Below are 17727 nucleotides of genomic sequence, written 5' to 3'. Positions count from 1 at the left end.
ATGCTGGGCCGGCGGCGCCGTGCGCCGTTGCGGGCCGGGCGTTCGGCTGCGGCCGCCGAACGAGGAAGCGCTACGCATGCCGCATTGCTTTAAGCTGGGCCGTCCGTTCGCCGCGCTGGTGTGGCTGGCCGGCGCCGTCTTTGCCGGAACCCCTGCCGTGACCGAGGCTTCGCCCCCTGCCGTGTCCGCCGCGGCGCCGCGCCCGATCGTGATCGCCCACCGCGGCGCCAGCGGCTATCGCCCCGAGCACACCCTGGAGGCCTACCGCCTGGCCATCGCCCAGGGCGCCGACTTCATCGAGCCCGACCTGGTCGCGACCCGCGACGGCGAACTGGTGGTGCGGCACGAGAACGAAATCTCCGGCACCACCGACATCGCCGCGCACCCCGAGTTCGCCGCCCGCAAGACCACCAAGACCATCGACGGCGAGGCGCTGACCGGGTGGTTCACCGAGGACTTCACTCTCGCCGAACTCAAGACCCTGCGCGCGAAAGAACGCATCCCGCAGATCCGCCCCGGCAATACCCGCTACGATGGCCAGTACCAGATCGCCACCCTGCGCGAGGTGATCGCCTTGGCCCGGCAGGAAAGCCGCGACGGCCGCGCGATCGGCATCTACCCCGAAACCAAGCACCCGACCTGGTTCGCCCACGAGGGCCGGCACCTGGACGGCTCGCCGATCGGCATCAGCCTGGGGCAGAAATTGATCGACATCCTGGTCGCGGAAGGTTTCACCGATCCGCGCCGGGTCTATATCCAGAGCTTCGAAGTCGCCAACCTGATCGAACTCAAGCGCGAGATCATGCCGCGCGCCGGCGTCGATCTGCCGCTGGTGCAGTTGTACGGCGACTTCGAGCGCGACCGGCCCTACGACGTGGTCTATCACCTGAGCCGCGGCGAAGTCCCGGCGGCGCGCTACCGCGGCTTGGAGCGCGCGATCCCCGGGGGCCTGAGCGCCGACACCCGCTACGCCGCATTGACCGAGCCTGCGGCGCTGGCCTGGATGCGCGAGCACTACGCCAGCGGCCTGGGGCCGTCCAAGAGCAGTCTGCTGCCGCGCGCGCCGGCGCCGGCGGGTGGGGCCGGGCTGAGGACCCGCAACACCGGCTACGTGCATCCGCTGCTCGGGCGCGCGCTGGCGCTGGGCTTGCAGGTGCACCCCTATACCGTGCGCGCCGAGGCGCCGTTCCTGAGCCAGAGCGCCAGCGGCGTCGACCAGAACGCGCTCGGCGAAGCGCTGCAACTGTATGCGCTGGGCGTGCAGGGCTTGTTCATCGATCAGCCCGATATCGGCGTCGCCGCGCGCGACCTGTTCCTGCAGCACAGCCGGTTGCCGGACGCCGGCCGATGAGTCCGCACCCGCGTCGCTCCTCCCGGTTGCGCTGGCGTACACCGTTTCGGATGCCGCGGCTTACGCCGCTCCTACAGGGGCCGCGCTATGGCTTTGGCGAATCCCCAATCCTCAATCCCTAATCCCCGATCGCGGCGACCAGCGTCGCCGCGCAATCGGCCGGGAGCTTGAGCGTGGCGATGTCGTCGGCGCGGGTGACGCCGCGGTTGAGCAGGGCCAGCGGCAATCCGGCCTCGCGCGCGGCGCGGGCGAAGCGGTACCCGGAATAGACCATCAGCGAGGAGCCGACCACCAGCATCGCATCGGCCTGGGCCAAAGCCTGCTGGGCGGCAGCTACGCGCGGACGCGGCACGTTCTCGCCGAAGAACACCACGTCGGGTTTGACCAGGCCGCCGCAGGCTTCGCAGACCGGAGCGACGAAGCGTTCGAACGCCAAGCCTTCCAGGTCGGCGTCGCCGTCGGGCAGCAGCGCCGCATCCAGCCCGGTCCAGTCGGGATTGCGCGCGGCCAGTTCGGCCTGCACCGCCTCGCGCGGTCGCTGCGCGCCGCAATCCAGGCACACGACCTGGTCCAGGCAGCCGTGCAGGTCGATGACGTCGCGGCTGCCGGCACGGGCATGCAGGCCGTCCACGTTCTGGGTCACCAGGGCCGTGTCCGGCGTGCGCGCCTGCCATTGCGCGAGCGCGGCGTGGCCGGGGTTGGGCCGGGCGCGCGCGAACGCCGGCCAGCCGACGAAGCTGCGCGCCCAATAGCGCGCCCGGGCGCGGGCGTCGCCGACGAAGGCGCGGTACTCGATCGGCGGCTTGCGCTGCCAGGCGCCGGTCTCGTCGCGGTAGTGCGGAATCCCCGAACCGGTGCTCAGGCCGGCGCCGGTGAGCACGAACACACGCCGGTGCGGGCGCAGCCAATCGCGCAGGCGCTGGGCGGCGTCGGTGTGGGGCAGGGCGGCATCGGCGGTCATGACGGGCTCGGCAACGCGGGGCGGGGCTGGACGGGATATGGCGCCCCTATCGGCCGATAGCAAGGTGGGATTGGGAATTGGGGATTCGGGATTCGCCAACAGCGGTTTTGCTATCTCGTGCCGAACCCCGAACCCCGAACCCCGAACCCCGAATCCTCCAATCCCGAATCCCGAATCCCGAATCCCCAATCACCACATGACGCCGGCGCCGATGGTCACGCCGACATCGCCTTCGGAATTGCTGTTGCCGGAGAACTTGTACACGTAGCGCCCGTCCTCGCTGATGGTCGACACGCCGATGGCGAAGCCGGTTTCGCCGCGGAAGGAGCTGGCGGCGATCGCGGCCATGCTCTTGCCCGGCACGTAGGCCTGCGGCAGGCCGGCCACCGCCATCGCCGAGGCGACCCCGGCGCTGGCCTTGTCGTCGAGCTGCCCGATCTCGCGGCGCAGGGTGATGCCCCAGTTGTCGGTGTATTGGTTGGAGGTGTTGATCGCGCGGTTGATGCCTTCGTTGAGCTGTTGCACGTTGACTGCGTCGCTGTTGTGGGTGCCCGCGCGGACGTTGCGGATGGTCACCGGCGCGCCGCCGTTGTTGAGCGTGACCTGGGTGGTGTTGACGCTGCCGTCCACGTGGGTGTCGTAGCGCACCGTGCCGCTTTGCGAGGCGCGCAACTGGGCGAGGTTGACCGCATCGTGGTCCTGCGTGCCGGCGGCGACATTGACCACCTGGCGCTGCTGGCCGGCATTGCCGACCGACACCGTGTTGGCGCGGTCGGCGACCGCGCCCTGGCCGAGCGCGACCGCACCGGAAGCGGTCGCGCTGGCGCTTTCGCCGACCGCCACGGCATTGGTCGCGCCGGCGGCGATGCTGCTGTTGGCGCCGAGCGCGGTGCTGCCGTCGGCCTCGACCCGGGCATTGCCGCCGATCGCGGTGTCGTTGTCGCCGGCGGCATAAGCGTCGCCGCCGACCGCGACCGCGTGGCGGCCGCCGGCGTGGGCGCTGGCGCCGGCGGCGATCGCGCGGGTGCCGGCGCCGACCGAGGCATTGCCGGTCCCGTCGATCGCCAGCCGCGGTTCGGGCGAGGTCGGCCCGGGCAGGTTATCGATGCGGGTGTTGAGCTGGGTCAGGCTGGCGTCGACCGCGGCGAAGGCCGCGCCGACATTGGTGTAGGTGCCGCCTTGCACGGTGAAGTTCGGCGCGCCGAACACGCCGCCGGCGAACAGCGAGCCGCCGCCGAAGATCGAGGCGATGGAATTGCCCATGGCGAAGATCTGCCCGCCGTTGACCGCCTGCAAGCTGCCGGCGGCGATCTGGCCGCCGGCCAGATTGTCGAGCACGCTGCCGGTGCCGGCCGGGCCGCGCAGGGTGATCGAGCCGTAGTCCGGATTGCCGCTGCCGTCGTCGTCGTACTGCACGGCGAAGGCGTTGCCGCTGCTCAGGCCGCTGTTCAGGGCGGCGAGCGCGGCGCCGACATCGGTATAGGTGTTGCCGCCGATGAGGTAGGTGGGCGCGGTGAACGTGCCGCCGGGGTTGAAGACCGCACCGCCGCCGAACAGATTGGCGATCGAGCCGCCGATGCCGAAGATCTGTCCGCCGTTGACCCCCTGCAGGCTGCCGGCGGCGATCTGGCCGGCGGCGAGATTGTCGAGCACGCTGCCGACCCCGGCCGGGCCGCGCAGGGTGATCGAACCGTAATCGGGGGTGCCGCTGCCGTCGTCGTCGTATTGCACGGCGAAGGCGTCGCCGGTGCTCAGGCCGCTGTTCAAGGCGGCGAGCGCGTCGCCGACGTTGTCGTAGGGATTGCCGGCGATGACGTAGCTTGGCGCGGTGAAGCTGCCGCCGGCGTTGAAGGCGGCGCCGCCGCCGAACACGGTGGCGATGGAGCCGCCGACGCCGAACAATTGTCCGCCGTTGACCGCTTGCAGGCTGCCGGCGGCGATCTGGCCGGCGGCGAGGTTGTCGAGCACGCTGCCGACCCCGGCCGGACCGCGCAGGGTGACGTGGGCGTAATCGGGATTGCCGCTGCCGTCGTCGTCGTATCGCACCGCGAACGCGTCGGCGGCGGCCAGGCCGTTGTCCAGCGCGGCCAGCGCAGAGCCGACATTGTCGTAGCCGGTCCCGGCGACGAGGTAGTTCGGCGCAGTGACCGTGCCGTCGGCGGCCACGGCGGCGCCCGCGCCGAGGCGCTGGGCATTGGACTGGCTGATCGCGAACAACTGCGAGCCGTTGACCGCCTGGGTGCTGGAGGAATTGATCGCGCCGGCGCGCAGGTTGGCGACGGTCGTGCCGCCGGCGCCCTGCAGGGTGACGTTCTGCAGATCCGGCGCACCGCCGAGATCGTCGTACTTGACCGCGAACGGATCGGCGACGGCGCCAGCCAACGCCCCCTGCAATTGGGCGAGGTTGACCGCGTCGGTGCCGACGCTGCCGGCGGCGACGTTGGTCAGCTTGCGCGTCGCGCCGGGCGCGCCGACCGAGACCTCGCCCGCGGAGTTCTGCGGCGCGGCCAGGCCGAACGCGATATAGCCGGTCTGGGCGCCGATCACGGTCGACGAACCGGCGCCGAGCGCGACGCTGTTGGCGTGGGTGGAGGTCGCGCCGAAGCCGAGCACGGTCTGGCGGTCGGCATTGCCGAAGCTGTTGTCGCCGATCACCACCGAATTGCCCAGGCGCGCGGCGTAGTTGGTGTCGGGGCCGCCGGTGAAGCCGGCCGAGGCGGCGCTGACGGTCGGCAACTGGTGGCGCGCATTGGTGCCCAAGACCACGGTGTTGGAGCCGTTGGCGTAGCTGCCGTCGCCGATGATGACCTGGTTGTTCTGCGCCGGATTCGTGCGCCAGGTGCAGGCCAGGCCGATTATCACGCAGGAGGGATTGTTGTTGTTGCCGAAGTAGTTGCTGTCCTGGAACTGGATGTAGCTGTCGGAATGCACGCTGCCGATCAGGGTCAGATGGTCGGCCGGCTGGTTGCCGTCGAGGTCGGCGACATTGGGCGCCTGGATCAGGTTGAGGATCAGCGACAGGTAGGAGTAATTGAAGTTGGCCCGGTCGATGGTCAGGCAGTCGCTGCCGAGCAGGCCGCAGGCCTGGTAGTCGTTGCCGAGCAGCCAGTTGCTCAGGTACACGTTGAGATCGGGCAGGCTGCTGGTCGGCGGCGGCGGCTGGATCACGCTCATCGGCGAAACCAGCCCGCCGTCGAACGATTCCTGGTTCCAGGTCGAGCTGTTGGGAATACCGTCGAACACCAGCGGCAGCAGGGGGCCGGGTTCGGCCCAGGGGTCTTGGTCCGTCGCCGCTTCCGTCGTCGACGCGCTGCCCGTAGCGTCGCTGGGCTCGCTGGCCGCGACGGCGTCGGCCGCCGGCACCGTGACAACGGAATCGGGCATGGCGTCGGCGGCGAGCGCCGGCGTGGAGGCGCAAGCTGCAGCGAGCGCGAGCCAACAGGCTGCGCTCAGATGCGACAACGCCGGAACCATTGGATTCCGGCGCCGGTCGTGGGTGGAAGGAACGGTGCGGTGAGCGGTGCGGGTGCTGCGGGTCCCCTGGGTCATGACACGGCCTCCGTCTGCTGAGCCTACGTAGCGCCGACGGCGGCGATGGAGCGCATGGCGGGCGGCGATGCGCCACCGGTCTCCCCCGTCGCCGCGACCGACCGTGTTCGCTGGCACGTTCGATGCATCGGCCTACGCAGGCTAGAAAAGCGCGTCGCTGTGCGCACTCATGGTGGTTCACGCACGATCACGCCGGCTCACCGAGGTTCACGCAACGCAAAACGCGGCGCCGAGGCGGCGCCGTCGAATCCGGGGGATGGAAGTGGAACGGCGAAGCTCAGCCGGAAGCGCGAACCACCGTGCACAGATAGCCCATGCCGCGCACCGCACGCAGCGGCAACGGCAGCGGGCTCATCAATGCGACTTTCTTGCGCAGCCGGTAGATCAGCATTTCCAGGCGATGCGGATCGAAATCGTAGACGTTGCTGGTCAGCGAGCCGATCAGACTGTCGTGCGAGACCGGATGCTCTCCGGCGCCGGCGTTGACCAGGCGCAGCAGCACGCTGCGCTCGGGCGCGCTGAGGTCGATCGCCGCGCCGTCGGGCGTGCGCAGGGTCCAGCCGTCCGCGGCCAATTCCCAATCCGGCATCGCACCGGTGCCGGCGCGCGCGGGCAGGGCGCGCATGTGGTGCTGCAGGCTGTGCATCGCGGTGACCACCGAGGTCAGCCGGTCCAGGTCGACCGGCTTGGCCAGGCAGGCGTCGGCGATTTCCTCATAGGCATTGCCGCAGACATCGCCCTCGGCGTCGAGCACGACGATGCCGATATCGGAATGCTGGCGCAGGTGTTGGGCGACGACGCGCGGGTTGTCGTCGGGCAGATCGCTGGCGATCACCGCGATGTCGCACGGAGCGTTGAGCAGATTGCGGTACAGGGCCGTGGCGTTGGCGCATTCGAGCACGGCGAACTGTCGGGTTTGCAGCGATTGCAGGATTTGCTGCCGCAGCGCCGGGTCGCGTTCGACCACCGCGATGCGACGCTCGTTGCGGCGGTCGTTGCCGGTGCTGCCGGGCAGGACTGTGGGAATGGCGGCCATCCTGAATTCCCCTGTTGATCGAGCTAACCGACCGGCCCGCGGCTGCGGGACGGTGCCGTCGACGTCCAAAATCAGGTTAATGGGGCTCCACTGAAACCTACAGTGACATAGGTCGGCCTTCGCGGAAAGCACTGAAATCTCAGGGAATCCAGGCCGGTCTTTTAGATCGAGACAACGGTTTTCCAGGCGCTGGTGAGCGTATGAGAGTGGTCTTGTCGGCTCCAACGAAAAAAAAGCCGCCCACCGGACAGGTGGGCGGCTTTCGGGGCGCAGACCGCTGCGGAGGCCGGATTATTGGGCCGGCGCAGCGCCCGCCGGGGCGGTCAGGCCGCGACGCTCCAGCAGCGGCTGGATCTTCGGCTCGTGGCCGGAGAAGTCGCGGAACAGCTGCAGCGCGTCCTTGCTGCCGCCGCGCGAGAGCAGCGTGGCGCGGAAGCGGTCGCCGTTCTCGCGGGTCAGGCCGCCGTGCTGCTTGATCCACTTCACCGTGTTGGCGTCCAGCACTTCCGACCAGATGTAGGCGTAGTAGCCGGCCGCGTAGCCGCCCATGATGTGGCTGAAGTACGGGGTGCGGTAACGCGGCGGCACCGGCGCGTAGGCGATGCCGTCCTTCTTCAGCGCCGCGGCTTCGAACGCCATCACGTCCTTGGCCGCCGGCACCTGCGAAGCGTCGGAGAGTTGGTGCCAGTTCTGGTCGAGCATCGCCGCGCCGAGGTATTCGGTGGTGGTGAAGCCCTGGTTGAACTTGGACGCCGCCAGCACCTTGTCCAGCAACTCCTTCGGCATCGGCTCGCCGGTCTGGTAGTGCTTGGCGTAGTTGGCCAGCACCGACGGCCAGTCGGCCCACATCTCGTTGACCTGCGACGGGAATTCGACGAAGTCGCGCGGCACGCTGGTGCCGGAGAAGTAGGGGTACTTCACGTTCGAGAACATGCCGTGCAGGGCATGGCCGAACTCGTGGAACATGGTGGTGACCTCGTCCCAGGTCATCAGCGTCGGCTTGCCGGCCGGCGGCTTGGGGATGTTGAGGTGGTTGGCCACGACCGGCAGGGTGCCGAACAGCTCCGACTGCTCGACGTAGGAGTTCATCCACGCGCCGCCGCGCTTGGAATCGCGCGCGTACATGTCGGCGATGAAGATCGCCAGCTGCTTGCCGTCGGCGTCGTACACGTCGTAAACGCTGGTGTCGGCGTGGTACAGCGGCAGGTCGGTGCGCTGCTTGAACTTCAGACCGTACAACTGGCCGGCGGCGTAGAACACGCCGTTCTCGAGCACGTTCTTCATTTCGAAGTAGGGCTTGAGCTGGGCCTCGTCGAAGGCGAACTTCTCCTTGCGCACCTTCTCGGCGTAGAAGGCCCAGTCCCAGGGCTCGAGCTTGAAGCTCTTCTCGCCCTTGGCGGCCTGTTCCTTGTCGATCATCGCCTGCAGATCGGCGGCCTCGCGCTGGGCGTTGGCGACCGCGGCCGGGGCCAGCTGGCCGAGCATCTTGTTGACCGCGTCGGCGTTCTTGGCGGTCTCGTCCTCGAGCACGTAGGCGGCGTAGTTCGGGTAGCCCATCATCTTGGCGCGTTCGGTGCGCAGGGTGACGACCTTGGAGACGATGGCGGTGTTGTCGTACTTGTTGCCGCGGCTGCCGCGCGCGACCGAAGCCTTGTGCAGCTTCTCGCGCAGGGCGCGGTTGGTCAGGTCGGTTTCCGGCGGCTGGCCGGTGGTGTTGAGCAGGGTCAGCAGGTACTTGCCTTCCAGCTTGCGCGCCTTGGCCGCTTCGGCCGCGGCGGCGATGCGTTCGTCGGACAGGCCGTCGAGTTCGGCCTTGCTGTCGACCACGATCGCCGAGTCCTTCACTTCCTCGAGCACGTTCTCGCTGAACTTGGCGCCGAGTTCGGCCAGCTCGGAATTGATCGCCTTCAGGCGCGCCTTCTGCGGCTCGCTGAGGTTGGCGCCGCCGCGCACGAAGTCGGTGTAGTAGCGTTCGACCAGGCGCACGCCTTCGGCGTCCAGGCCCAGCGATTCGCGCTGGCCGTACAGGGTCTTGATGCGTTCGAACAGCTTCGGGTTCAGCGCGATCGCGTCGCGGTGCGCGGACAGCTTGGGCGCGTAATCCTGCTGCAGCTTCTGCCGGGCCGGGTTGGTGTCGGTGCCGACCAGGTTGAAGAAGGTCGCGGTGGCGCGGCTGAGGATGCGGCCGGAGCGCTCCATCGCCAGGATGGTGTTGTCGAAGGTCGGCGCCTGCGGATTGTCGGCGATCGCCTGGATTTCCTTGAGCTGCTCGGCCATACCGCGATCGAAGGCCGGCGCGAAGTCGGTGTCCTTGATCTTGTCGAACTGCGGGAACTGCAGCGGCAGCGGGCTTTCCTGGAAGAACGGATTGGCGTGCGATTGGGCGTCGTTTTTCACGGCTTGGGCGGCGGGAGTCTGGGCCTGGGCATTGTGGGCCAGACCGGGAACGGTGGCGACCAGGGCCACGGCCAGCGCCAGGGCGAGGGGATGCTTCATCGTACGAAACCTCGTCAATAGGAGGCCGAAAGCCTAACCGATGGGGGGCGGGCGGACCCATGACGAAAGGCATGGGCCGGCGGGCCGGCGCGTCCGGGACCATCGCGGGAGCCGGCGCCGGGCGGGGGCTGGCACCGACGCGCCGCATGGACGACCCGCTACAGGAGCCCGCATGTCCGCCACCGACGTCCCGTCCGTCGCGCCGCCGAGCGCGGCGCGCTTCGTGCCGATGCTGCACGTCGCCAGCGTGATGCGCGCGGCGCGGTTCTACGCCGCGTTCGACTTCGCGATCGGCGAGGTCCATCGCGAACCGTCCTGCGACGATCCGGACCGCGACGAGCCGGTCTGGGCCTGGCTGGGCAGCGCGGCCGGCGCCGAACTGATGCTGGTGCGGGCCGATGCGCCGGTGGACGCCTCCGCCCAGGGCGTGCTGTTCTATGTCTACTGCGACGACGTCGCGGCGATGCGCGAGCGCACGCTCGCGGCCGGCATCGATGCCGGCGAAATCGCTTATCCGTTCTACCGCCCGCGCGGCGAATTCCGGGTCCAGGATCCGGACGGCTACGTGCTGATGGTCACCCATCAGGACTGAGCCGCGCGTGGCAACGGCCGAATCCCACTTCATGGAGCTGCACCGATGATCCGAACGCTTTCCCCGTCCGCCGTTGCGCCGCGTCGCGGTCGTACCCGGTTAGCCCTCGCGCTGTGCCTGATCGGCGGTTTCGGCGGCAACGCGCTGGCCGCCGAGACCGTGCGCTACCTGGCCCTGGTCGACGGCGGCAAGCAGGCCGGCCAGCAGGTAGTGACCCGCGCCGACGACGGCACCACCACGGTCGATTTCGTGTTCAAGGACAACGGCCGCGGCCCCGAGCTCAAGGAAACCTACACCCTGGCCGAGGACGGCACCTACCGCAGCTACAAGGTGACCGGCCTGGAAACCTTCGGCGCCAAGGTCGACGAGAGCTTCCGCCGAGACGGCGACAAGGCGGTATGGAAATCGACGTCCGACTCGGGCGAGATGCAGGTCCAGGGCACCGGGCTGTATTCGCCGCTGGGCGGCACCCCGGCCGGCTATTCGGTGGCGTTGCAGGCGCTGGCCAAGCGCAAGGACGGCAGCCTGCCGCTGCTGCCCAACGGCAGCCTGAGCCTGCGCAAGCTCGACGAGGCCGAGGTCAGCCGCGACGGGCGCAGCCAGAAAGTGGAGCTGTACGCGGTCAACGGCGCCGGCTTCTCGCCGGACTTCGTCTGGGCCACCAGCGGCGCGCAGCCGCGCCTGTTCGCCTCGATCTACCCCGGCTTCCTGCAGTTGATCGAGGACGGCTGGCAGGGCAACGCCGCGGCGCTGGAGGCGCGGCAGAAGGCCGCCGAGGGCAAGTTGCTGGTCGACCTGCGCAAGCAACTGGGCATGCCGCTGCGCGGTTCCAGCGTGATCCGCAACGTGCGCGTGTTCGACAGCGAACACGCGCGCCTGGGCGAGGCCACCGACGTGGTGATCGCCGACGGCAAGATCGTCTCGATCGGCAAGGCCGCCGACCAGGGCAAGTACGACCGGGTCATCGACGGCGCCGGCCGCAGCCTGCTGCCGGGCCTGTTCGACATGCACGGCCACGTGTCGCGCTGGGACGGCGGGCTCAACATCGCCGCCGGCGTGACCACCGTGCGCGACATGGGCAACGACAACGCGTCCCTGCAGCAGATCATCGGCGAGATCCGCGACGGGGCGCTGATGTCGCCGAACGTGGTTCCGGCCGGCTTCATCGAGGGCGAGAGCAACTACTCCGCGCGCAACGGCTTCGTGATCAAGAACCTGGACGAAGCCAAGAAGGCGGTGGACTGGTACGCCGCGCACGGCTATCCGCAGATCAAGATCTACAACTCGTTCCCGAAGGATGCGCTGCGCGACACCGTGGCCTATGCGCACGGCAAGGGGCTGCGCGTCAGCGGCCACGTGCCGGCGTTCATGCGCGCCCAGGACGTCGCCGACCAGGGCTTCGACGAGATCCAGCACATCAACCAGCTGATGCTGAACTTCTTCATCGACGACAAGACCGACACCCGTACCCTGCAGCGCTTCTACCTGGTCGCCGACAAGACCGCGGCGCTGGACCTGGATTCCAAGCCGGTGCAGGACTTCATCGCCATGCTGGCGAAGAAGCAGATCGCGATCGACCCGACCCTGGCCACGTTCGAGTTCCTGCACCAGCGCAACGGCGAGTTGTGGCCGGGCTTCGCCGAAGTCGCCGAGCACCTGCCGCCGGACGTGCAGCGCGCGCGCCGCGCCGCCGAGCTGGACATTCCCGACGACGCCACCGCGGCGCGCTACCGCCAGTCCTACGACAAGCTGGTCGAGTTCGTCGGCCGCGCCTACCAGGCCGGCGTGCCGCTGCTGGCCGGCACCGACGAGGTGCCCGGCTTCACCCTGCAGCACGAACTGGCCCTGTACGTGCGCGCCGGGCTGACCCCGGCCCAGGCGCTGCAGGTGGCGACTTGGAATGCGGCCAAGGTCGCGCGGGTACTCGACGACCGCGGCTCGATCGCCCCGGGCAAGCGCGCCGACCTGCTGCTGGTCGACGGCGACCCGACCCGCAACATCGGCGATATCCGGAAGATCGCCCTGGTCGTGCAGGGCGACACCGGCTACTACCCCAGCGAGATCTACAAGGCCCTGGGCGTGCGCGCCTTCGCCGAGCCGGCCAAGATCTCCCACTGACGCCGCCCGCGAACGCCCCGCGTTCGCGCGCGTCGCCGAACATGCCCCGGTCGTCAGCGACCGGGGCATCGTTTTTTCCGGCGCCGTGCACGCCCATTGCGCGTCGCGCTTCGCAGTTTTTCCGTGCCTGCGTTGCAAGCCGCCGCGATGTGGCCGCTGCCGCGATCCGCGTGCGTATGTACGGCAGAACCGCGGCGCAGGAGCGCTGCGGCGATTTCGTCGCCGCTGACGCAGTGCGCGGCATCCACGATGCGAGGAGGCAACCATGCACGGAAACGGTATCGCAGACGGCGTTTCGCGCAGGCAGTTCCTGATCGGCTCGGCGCTCGGCGCCGGCGCCCTGGCGCTGCCGCGCTGGGCGCGCACCCAACCCAAGCCGAAGTACCTGCGCCGCAACCTGGCCAAGCCGGGTTTTCCGCTGCGCGTGCTGGCCAGCTACGAGAAGGCGATCAAGGCCATGCTCGCGCTGCCGCCGACCGATCCGCGCAATTGGTACCGCAACGCTTTCATCCACACCCTGGATTGCCCGCACGGCAACTGGTGGTTCGTGGTCTGGCACCGCGGCTACATCGGCTGGTTCGAGCGCATCTGCCGCGATCTTAGCGGCGACGCCGAATTCGCCCTGCCGTACTGGGACTGGACCGCCGAGCCGCGGGTGCCGGCCTCGTTCTACGACGGCCTGTTGAATCCGGCGCATCCGGACTACATCGCCAGCTACGAGCGCTTCTACGATCTGTTCGAGGGGCCGATGAACGATTTCTGGAGCGGCATGAGCGCCGGCCAGATCGCCGAACAGAAGTATCGCCATTACACCTCGATGGCCGACGTGTGGGCGCAGGTCAAGGGCAATCCGATGTTCTTCGACCCGGCCAACGCGCGCGCGCTGACCAAGGCCCACCCGGACTTCGACCAGCAGACCCAGGATGCGGTGTCGATGAGCAAGCTCGAGGAGTCCCTGGCGCCGATCGACTTCGTCGATTTCGGCAGCGACCAGGCCTTGCAGCACAGCCAGATGGTCGGCTTCGCCACCCTGGAGCAGTTCCCGCACAACCAGGTGCACAACGACACCGGCGGTTTCATGGGCGACTTCCTGTCGCCGGTGGACCCGGTGTTCTTCGCCCACCACGCCAACATCGACCGGATCTGGGACGTGTGGACGCGCAAGCAGCAGGCACAGGGCGGGCCGACCCTGCCCACCGGGGCGGACCTGACGGCCTGGTCGAAAGAACCGTTCCTGTTCTACATCGACGAGAAGGGCCAGCCGGTCGCGCGCAACACCGCCGGCGACTACGCGACCATCGGCGATTTCGACTACGGCTACGAGGCCGGTTCCGGCGAAGAGGTGGTCAAGGCCGCGCGAGTGCGCAGCAGCAATACCGAAGTGGCCGCCAAGATCGAGCCCAGCATGCTGACTCCGGACCAGGACGCGACCGCATCGGTGAAACTGCCGCCGGCGTTGCGCGCGGCCGCGTTGCGCGACGGCCGCGCCGCGCCGGTGTACGTGCGCGTCTACCTGCGCCCGGACGACACCAAGGCGATGCGCTACAAAGTGCTGCTGAACGCGCCGGAAGGGCGTACCGACTACGGCCCGGGCAGCCCGTACTATGCCGGCACGCTGGAGTTTTTCGGCCGTCATCGCGGCCACGGCGAGGCGGTCGCCTTCACCGTGCCGATCAGCGCCAATCTGCGCGGCCTGGCCGAGGCCGACGCGCTGGACGCGCAGGAGCCGTTGCGGGTCCAGGTGGTGGCCGAGCCGCGCGAGGACGCCGGTGCCGCGGCGCCATTGAAGGCGCGGCTGGAAAAGCTCAGCATCGGTCAGTTCTGAGCGGCGGCGCAGTCGCTCGGCGACGGACGCGGACGGCGAGGCGGGCGCAACGATGGCGATGCGGCGGTTGCGGGGATGGCGGGCGTGGGCGGCGGCGGCGGGCGGGCTCGCTTGCGCCGTCCTCGTCGCTGTGTTCGCCGCTGCCGCCACGCCGCCGCCTCTGCGCGAGTTGGCCGTGCCGCCCCGGCCGGCGGGCGCCGCGCGACTGCTGCTGGTGGTCGAGTACCGACCCCTGCAGCCCGGGGAAACCCTGGAAGTGCGCGACGCCGACGGCACCGTGCTCGGGCGGCTGGTTCCGTACGGACGCGCCGAGGCCGAACGCCGCCTGCGTTATCGATTGAGGGTGCCGGCGGCGAGCGTCGGTGGGGCCTCGCTGCGGTTCCGGTTCTGCCGGGTGCCGCCCAAGACCGCGACCGAGCCGGCGCGGCCGCCGGCGCAGCGGGGCCTGGACCCGGCTGCGCTGCCGGCCCATCTGGAATGGCGTCCCTGAACCGACCCGATGGTAATGGGCTTTGGAGCACCAGCTCTTTTAATGATTTGGTAACATTCCCCGGTCAATGAGTCGCCCAGGGGCGCGGGCAGGTCCGCGTCACGGCCGTCAAGGGACGGTCCGATCGCCGAACGCCGCGCGCGCATTCCCGTTGAGGAGCCGCGGCGGTCTTCCCCCCGAACTGGCGCCGCCGCGGCGCCGCGTCCACGAGAAATCCGACCATGCCCCAGCACCTTCGTGCGCTTCGTCGTCATGCCCCGCGCGCCGGCGTCCTCGCCGCCGCCATCGGCCTGAGCCTGGCTTCCGCCGCCGCCTTCGCCCAGGACACCGCGCCCGCCGCGCCGGCCGAAGGCGAAGCCAAGACCCTCGATGCGCTGATGGTGACCGCGCAGCGCAAGGTCGAACGCGCCAAGGACGTGCCGGTCGCGCTGACCACGGTCGACCGCGAGAAGCTGCACGTGCTCGGCTCCGGCGGCGGCGACATCCGCTTCCTGTCGGGCCGCTTGCCCAGCCTCAACATCGAATCCTCGTTCGGCCGCGCCTTCCCGCGCTTCTACATCCGCGGCCTGGGCAACACCGACTTCGATCTCAACGCCTCCCAGCCGGTGTCGCTGGTGTACGACGACATCGTCCTGGAGAACCCGCTGCTGAAGGGCTTCCCGGTGTTCGACCTGGAGAACGTCGAACTGCTGCGCGGCCCGCAGGGCACCCTGTTCGGCCGCAATACCCCGGCCGGCGTGGTGAAGTTCGAATCGGCCAAGCCGACCCGCGAGCTGGAAGGCTACGGCCAGATCTCCTACGGCACCTACGGCACCACCAACTTCGAAGGCGCGATCAGCGGCCCGCTCGGCGCCAACTGGTCCGGCCGCGCCTCGGGCATGTACCAGCGCCGCGGCGACTGGGTCGACAACACCAACCCGAACGCGCGCAGCAACCGCGAGCTGGAAGGCTACGACGAGTCGGCGCTGCGCCTGCAGCTGCAGTACGACGGCAGCGACACCTTCGATGCGCTGTTCAACGTCCACGCGCGCCACCTCAAGGGCACCGCGCGCCTGTTCCGGGCGATGCTGTTCAAGCCGGGCAGCAACGACCTGGTCGACGGCTTCGACGTCGACCAGGTCGGCATCGACGGCCGCAACTTCCAGAAGCTGGACACCTTCGGCGCCAGCGCGCGCCTGAGCTGGGACCTGTCCAACGACCTGACCCTGTACTCGATCACCGGCTACGAGTCGGCCGACTCGCTCAGCCGCGGCGACATCGACGGCGGCATCGGCGCCGAGTTCCTGCCCGGCGGCAGCACCCCGCGCGGCATTCCGTTCACCGCCGAATCGGCCGACGGCCTGCCGGACCACCGCCAGTGGACCCAGGAATTCCGCCTGGAGTCGAACTACGCCGGCCCGTTCAACTGGCAGGCGGGCCTGTTCTACTTCGACGAAGACATCACCGTCGACAGCCTGAACTACGACACCCTCGGCGGCGGCGCGCAGGCCGGCCATGCGCAGCAGAAGCAGCGCAACAAGGCCTGGGCCGCGTTCGGCTCGGTCGAGTACGCGGTGACCGATCGCTTCAAGCTGCGCGGCGGCCTGCGCTACACCCAGGACGAGAAGGATTTCAGCGCCAGCGTGCTGCAGAGCGCGCCGTTCGGCGCGCCGGTGTCGGGCCCGTTCAAGGTCAACACTGACGTCGACGACGTCAGCTGGGACGTCAGCGGCGTGTTCCAGGCCACCGACGACATCAACCTGTACGCGCGCGTCGCCAAGGGCTTCCGCGCGCCGAGCATCCAGGGCCGCCTGCTGTTCCAGGTGCCGCCGAGCCCGTCGGTGGCCGACGCGGAGAAGGTGATCTCCTACGAAGCCGGCCTCAAGGCCGACCTGTGGGACAAGCGCGCCCGCCTGGGCGTGGCGCTGTTCCGCTACACCGTCGACAACCAGCAGCTCAATGCCGTCGGCGGCGCGCTCAACCAGACCATCCTGGTCAATGCCGACAAGACCGTCGGCCAGGGCTTCGAAGTCGACCTCGACGCCTACCTGACCGACAACCTCATGGTCACCTTCGGCGCCAGCTACAACGACACCGAAATCCAGGACGGCAACCTGTTCGTCGCCCCCTGCGGCGGCGGCTGCACCGTGACCGATCCGCTGGTGGTGCGCAACGGCCAGACCCTGGCGGCGATCGACGGCAATCCGCTGCCGCAGGCGCCGAAGTGGGTCTACAACCTGACCGCGCGCTACACCCTGCCGCTGGCCAACGGCAACGAGTTCTACGTCTACACCGACTGGGCCTATCGCAGCGAAGTGAACTTCTTCCTGTACGAGTCCAAGGAGTTCCGCGGCAAGTCGTTGACCGAAGGCGGCCTGCGCGTGGGCTACATGTGGGACGGCGGCCGTTACGACCTGGCCCTGTACGGCCGCAACATCCTCGACGAAGTGCGCGCCGTCGGCGGCATCGACTTCAACAACCTGGTCGGTTTCGTCAACGACCCGCGCATCGTCGGCGTGGAGTTCAAGGCTTCGTTCTGAGCCGAGGCGCGGGCTGAGCCCCCCAAAAAAAGAACGGCCCGCTTCGGCGGGCCGTTTTTTTTGGGCTGGGATTCGGGATTCGGGATTCGGGATTCGGGATTCGGGATTCGGGATTCGGGATTGGGGATTGGGGATTGGCTAAGTGAAAGCGGGATTTGATCTCGATCTCGAATCGCACTTGCCTTTTCGCCTGTGAAAAAGGGGGAGGGGGATTGGTTTTTTTGCTTTCGCGCGCTCTGCCCGGACAACGTCATCCCGACGCGCTATGGTGGGCCATCCCCACGGCCGCGAGCCCGCCATGACCACCGCCTACGACTTCTCCGCCAACGACATCGACGGCCAGACCCAGTCGCTGGACCGTTACCGCGACAAGGTCCTGCTGATCGTCAACGTCGCCTCCAAATGCGGCTTCACCCCGCAGTACACCGGCCTGGAAAAACTGCAGCGCGAGTACCATGCCCGCGGCTTCGAAGTGCTCGGCTTCCCCTGCGACCAGTTCGGCCACCAGGAGCCCGGCGACGAGGCCGAGATCAAGAACTTCTGCTCGCTGACCTACGACGTGACCTTCCCGATGTACGCCAAGATCGACGTCAACGGCGACGCCGCACACCCCTTGTGGAAATGGCTGAAGGACGAGAAGGGCGGCTTCCTCGGCATCGATGCGATCAAGTGGAACTTCACCAAGTTCCTGGTCGGCCGCGACGGCAAGGTGATCAAGCGCTACGCGCCGACCGACAAGCCCGAGTCGATCGCGTCGGATATCGAGAAGGCCCTGGCCTGACGCGGGGCC

Annotated in this window: 11 protein-coding genes; 7 read left to right on the top strand and 4 right to left on the bottom strand. The window is 68.8% G+C overall.

Features of this window, described 5'->3' with window-relative positions; genetic code table 11:
- The first annotated feature begins 76 nt into the window (after window positions 1-76).
- Window positions 77-1351: a glycerophosphodiester phosphodiesterase family protein gene (locus tag V2J18_RS13640; RefSeq protein ID WP_336132029.1), complete on the top strand. Its 1275-nt coding sequence runs from the start codon at window positions 77-79 to the stop codon at window positions 1349-1351.
- Between the two features lie 118 nt (window positions 1352-1469).
- Here the strand turns inward: V2J18_RS13640 and V2J18_RS13635 are convergent, their stop codons facing one another.
- The 4 genes from V2J18_RS13635 to V2J18_RS13620 all read right to left on the bottom strand — a co-directional run bounded on the left by V2J18_RS13635 (window position 1470) and on the right by V2J18_RS13620 (window position 9393).
- Window positions 1470-2312 carry an NAD-dependent protein deacetylase gene (locus V2J18_RS13635; RefSeq protein WP_336132028.1) on the bottom strand — a complete coding sequence of 281 codons (843 nt, stop codon included), beginning with the start codon at window positions 2310-2312 and terminating at the stop codon, window positions 1470-1472.
- A gap of 189 nt (window positions 2313-2501) precedes the next feature.
- Window positions 2502-5696 (bottom strand): YadA family autotransporter adhesin, encoded by a 3195-nt coding sequence (locus V2J18_RS13630; protein ID WP_336132027.1) that lies wholly within the window; start codon window positions 5694-5696, stop codon window positions 2502-2504.
- 442 nt (window positions 5697-6138) lie between these two features.
- A complete protein-coding gene (locus V2J18_RS13625) occupies window positions 6139-6897 on the bottom strand; it encodes a response regulator transcription factor (protein ID WP_064747538.1) in 759 nt (252 codons plus the stop codon).
- Between the two features lie 291 nt (window positions 6898-7188).
- Window positions 7189-9393 (bottom strand): M3 family metallopeptidase, encoded by a 2205-nt coding sequence (locus V2J18_RS13620; RefSeq protein WP_336132026.1) that lies wholly within the window; start codon window positions 9391-9393, stop codon window positions 7189-7191.
- Window positions 9394-9565: 172 nt separating this feature from the next.
- On the opposite strand from V2J18_RS13620, the gene V2J18_RS13615 reads away from it, so the two are divergent.
- From V2J18_RS13615 to V2J18_RS13590, 6 genes are all read left to right on the top strand, one after another.
- Window positions 9566-9985, top strand: coding sequence for a VOC family protein (locus V2J18_RS13615; RefSeq protein ID WP_336132025.1), 420 nt, complete (start codon window positions 9566-9568; stop codon window positions 9983-9985).
- A 45-nt stretch (window positions 9986-10030) separates the two neighbouring features.
- Window positions 10031-12103, top strand: a complete 2073-nt coding sequence (locus V2J18_RS13610; protein ID WP_336132024.1) for an amidohydrolase family protein — start codon at window positions 10031-10033, stop codon at window positions 12101-12103.
- Between the two features lie 265 nt (window positions 12104-12368).
- Window positions 12369-13928 carry a tyrosinase family protein gene (locus V2J18_RS13605; RefSeq protein WP_336132023.1) on the top strand — a complete coding sequence of 520 codons (1560 nt, stop codon included), beginning with the start codon at window positions 12369-12371 and terminating at the stop codon, window positions 13926-13928.
- A 175-nt stretch (window positions 13929-14103) separates the two neighbouring features.
- Window positions 14104-14418: a hypothetical protein gene (locus V2J18_RS13600; protein ID WP_141233424.1), complete on the top strand. Its 315-nt coding sequence runs from the start codon at window positions 14104-14106 to the stop codon at window positions 14416-14418.
- 221 nt (window positions 14419-14639) lie between these two features.
- Window positions 14640-16937 carry a TonB-dependent receptor gene (locus tag V2J18_RS13595; RefSeq protein WP_336132022.1) on the top strand — a complete coding sequence of 766 codons (2298 nt, stop codon included), beginning with the start codon at window positions 14640-14642 and terminating at the stop codon, window positions 16935-16937.
- Window positions 16938-17235: 298 nt separating this feature from the next.
- Complete coding sequence (locus tag V2J18_RS13590) at window positions 17236-17718, top strand: glutathione peroxidase (protein ID WP_336132021.1); 483 nt, start codon at window positions 17236-17238, stop codon at window positions 17716-17718.
- The last annotated feature ends 9 nt before the right edge of the window (window positions 17719-17727 follow it).

The organism is Lysobacter firmicutimachus (assembly GCF_037027445.1).
Classification (GTDB): Bacteria; Pseudomonadota; Gammaproteobacteria; order Xanthomonadales; family Xanthomonadaceae; genus Lysobacter; species Lysobacter firmicutimachus.
The sequence above is the reverse complement of the archived record's forward strand: the minus strand, read 5'-3'. Positions and strand labels throughout refer to the sequence as shown.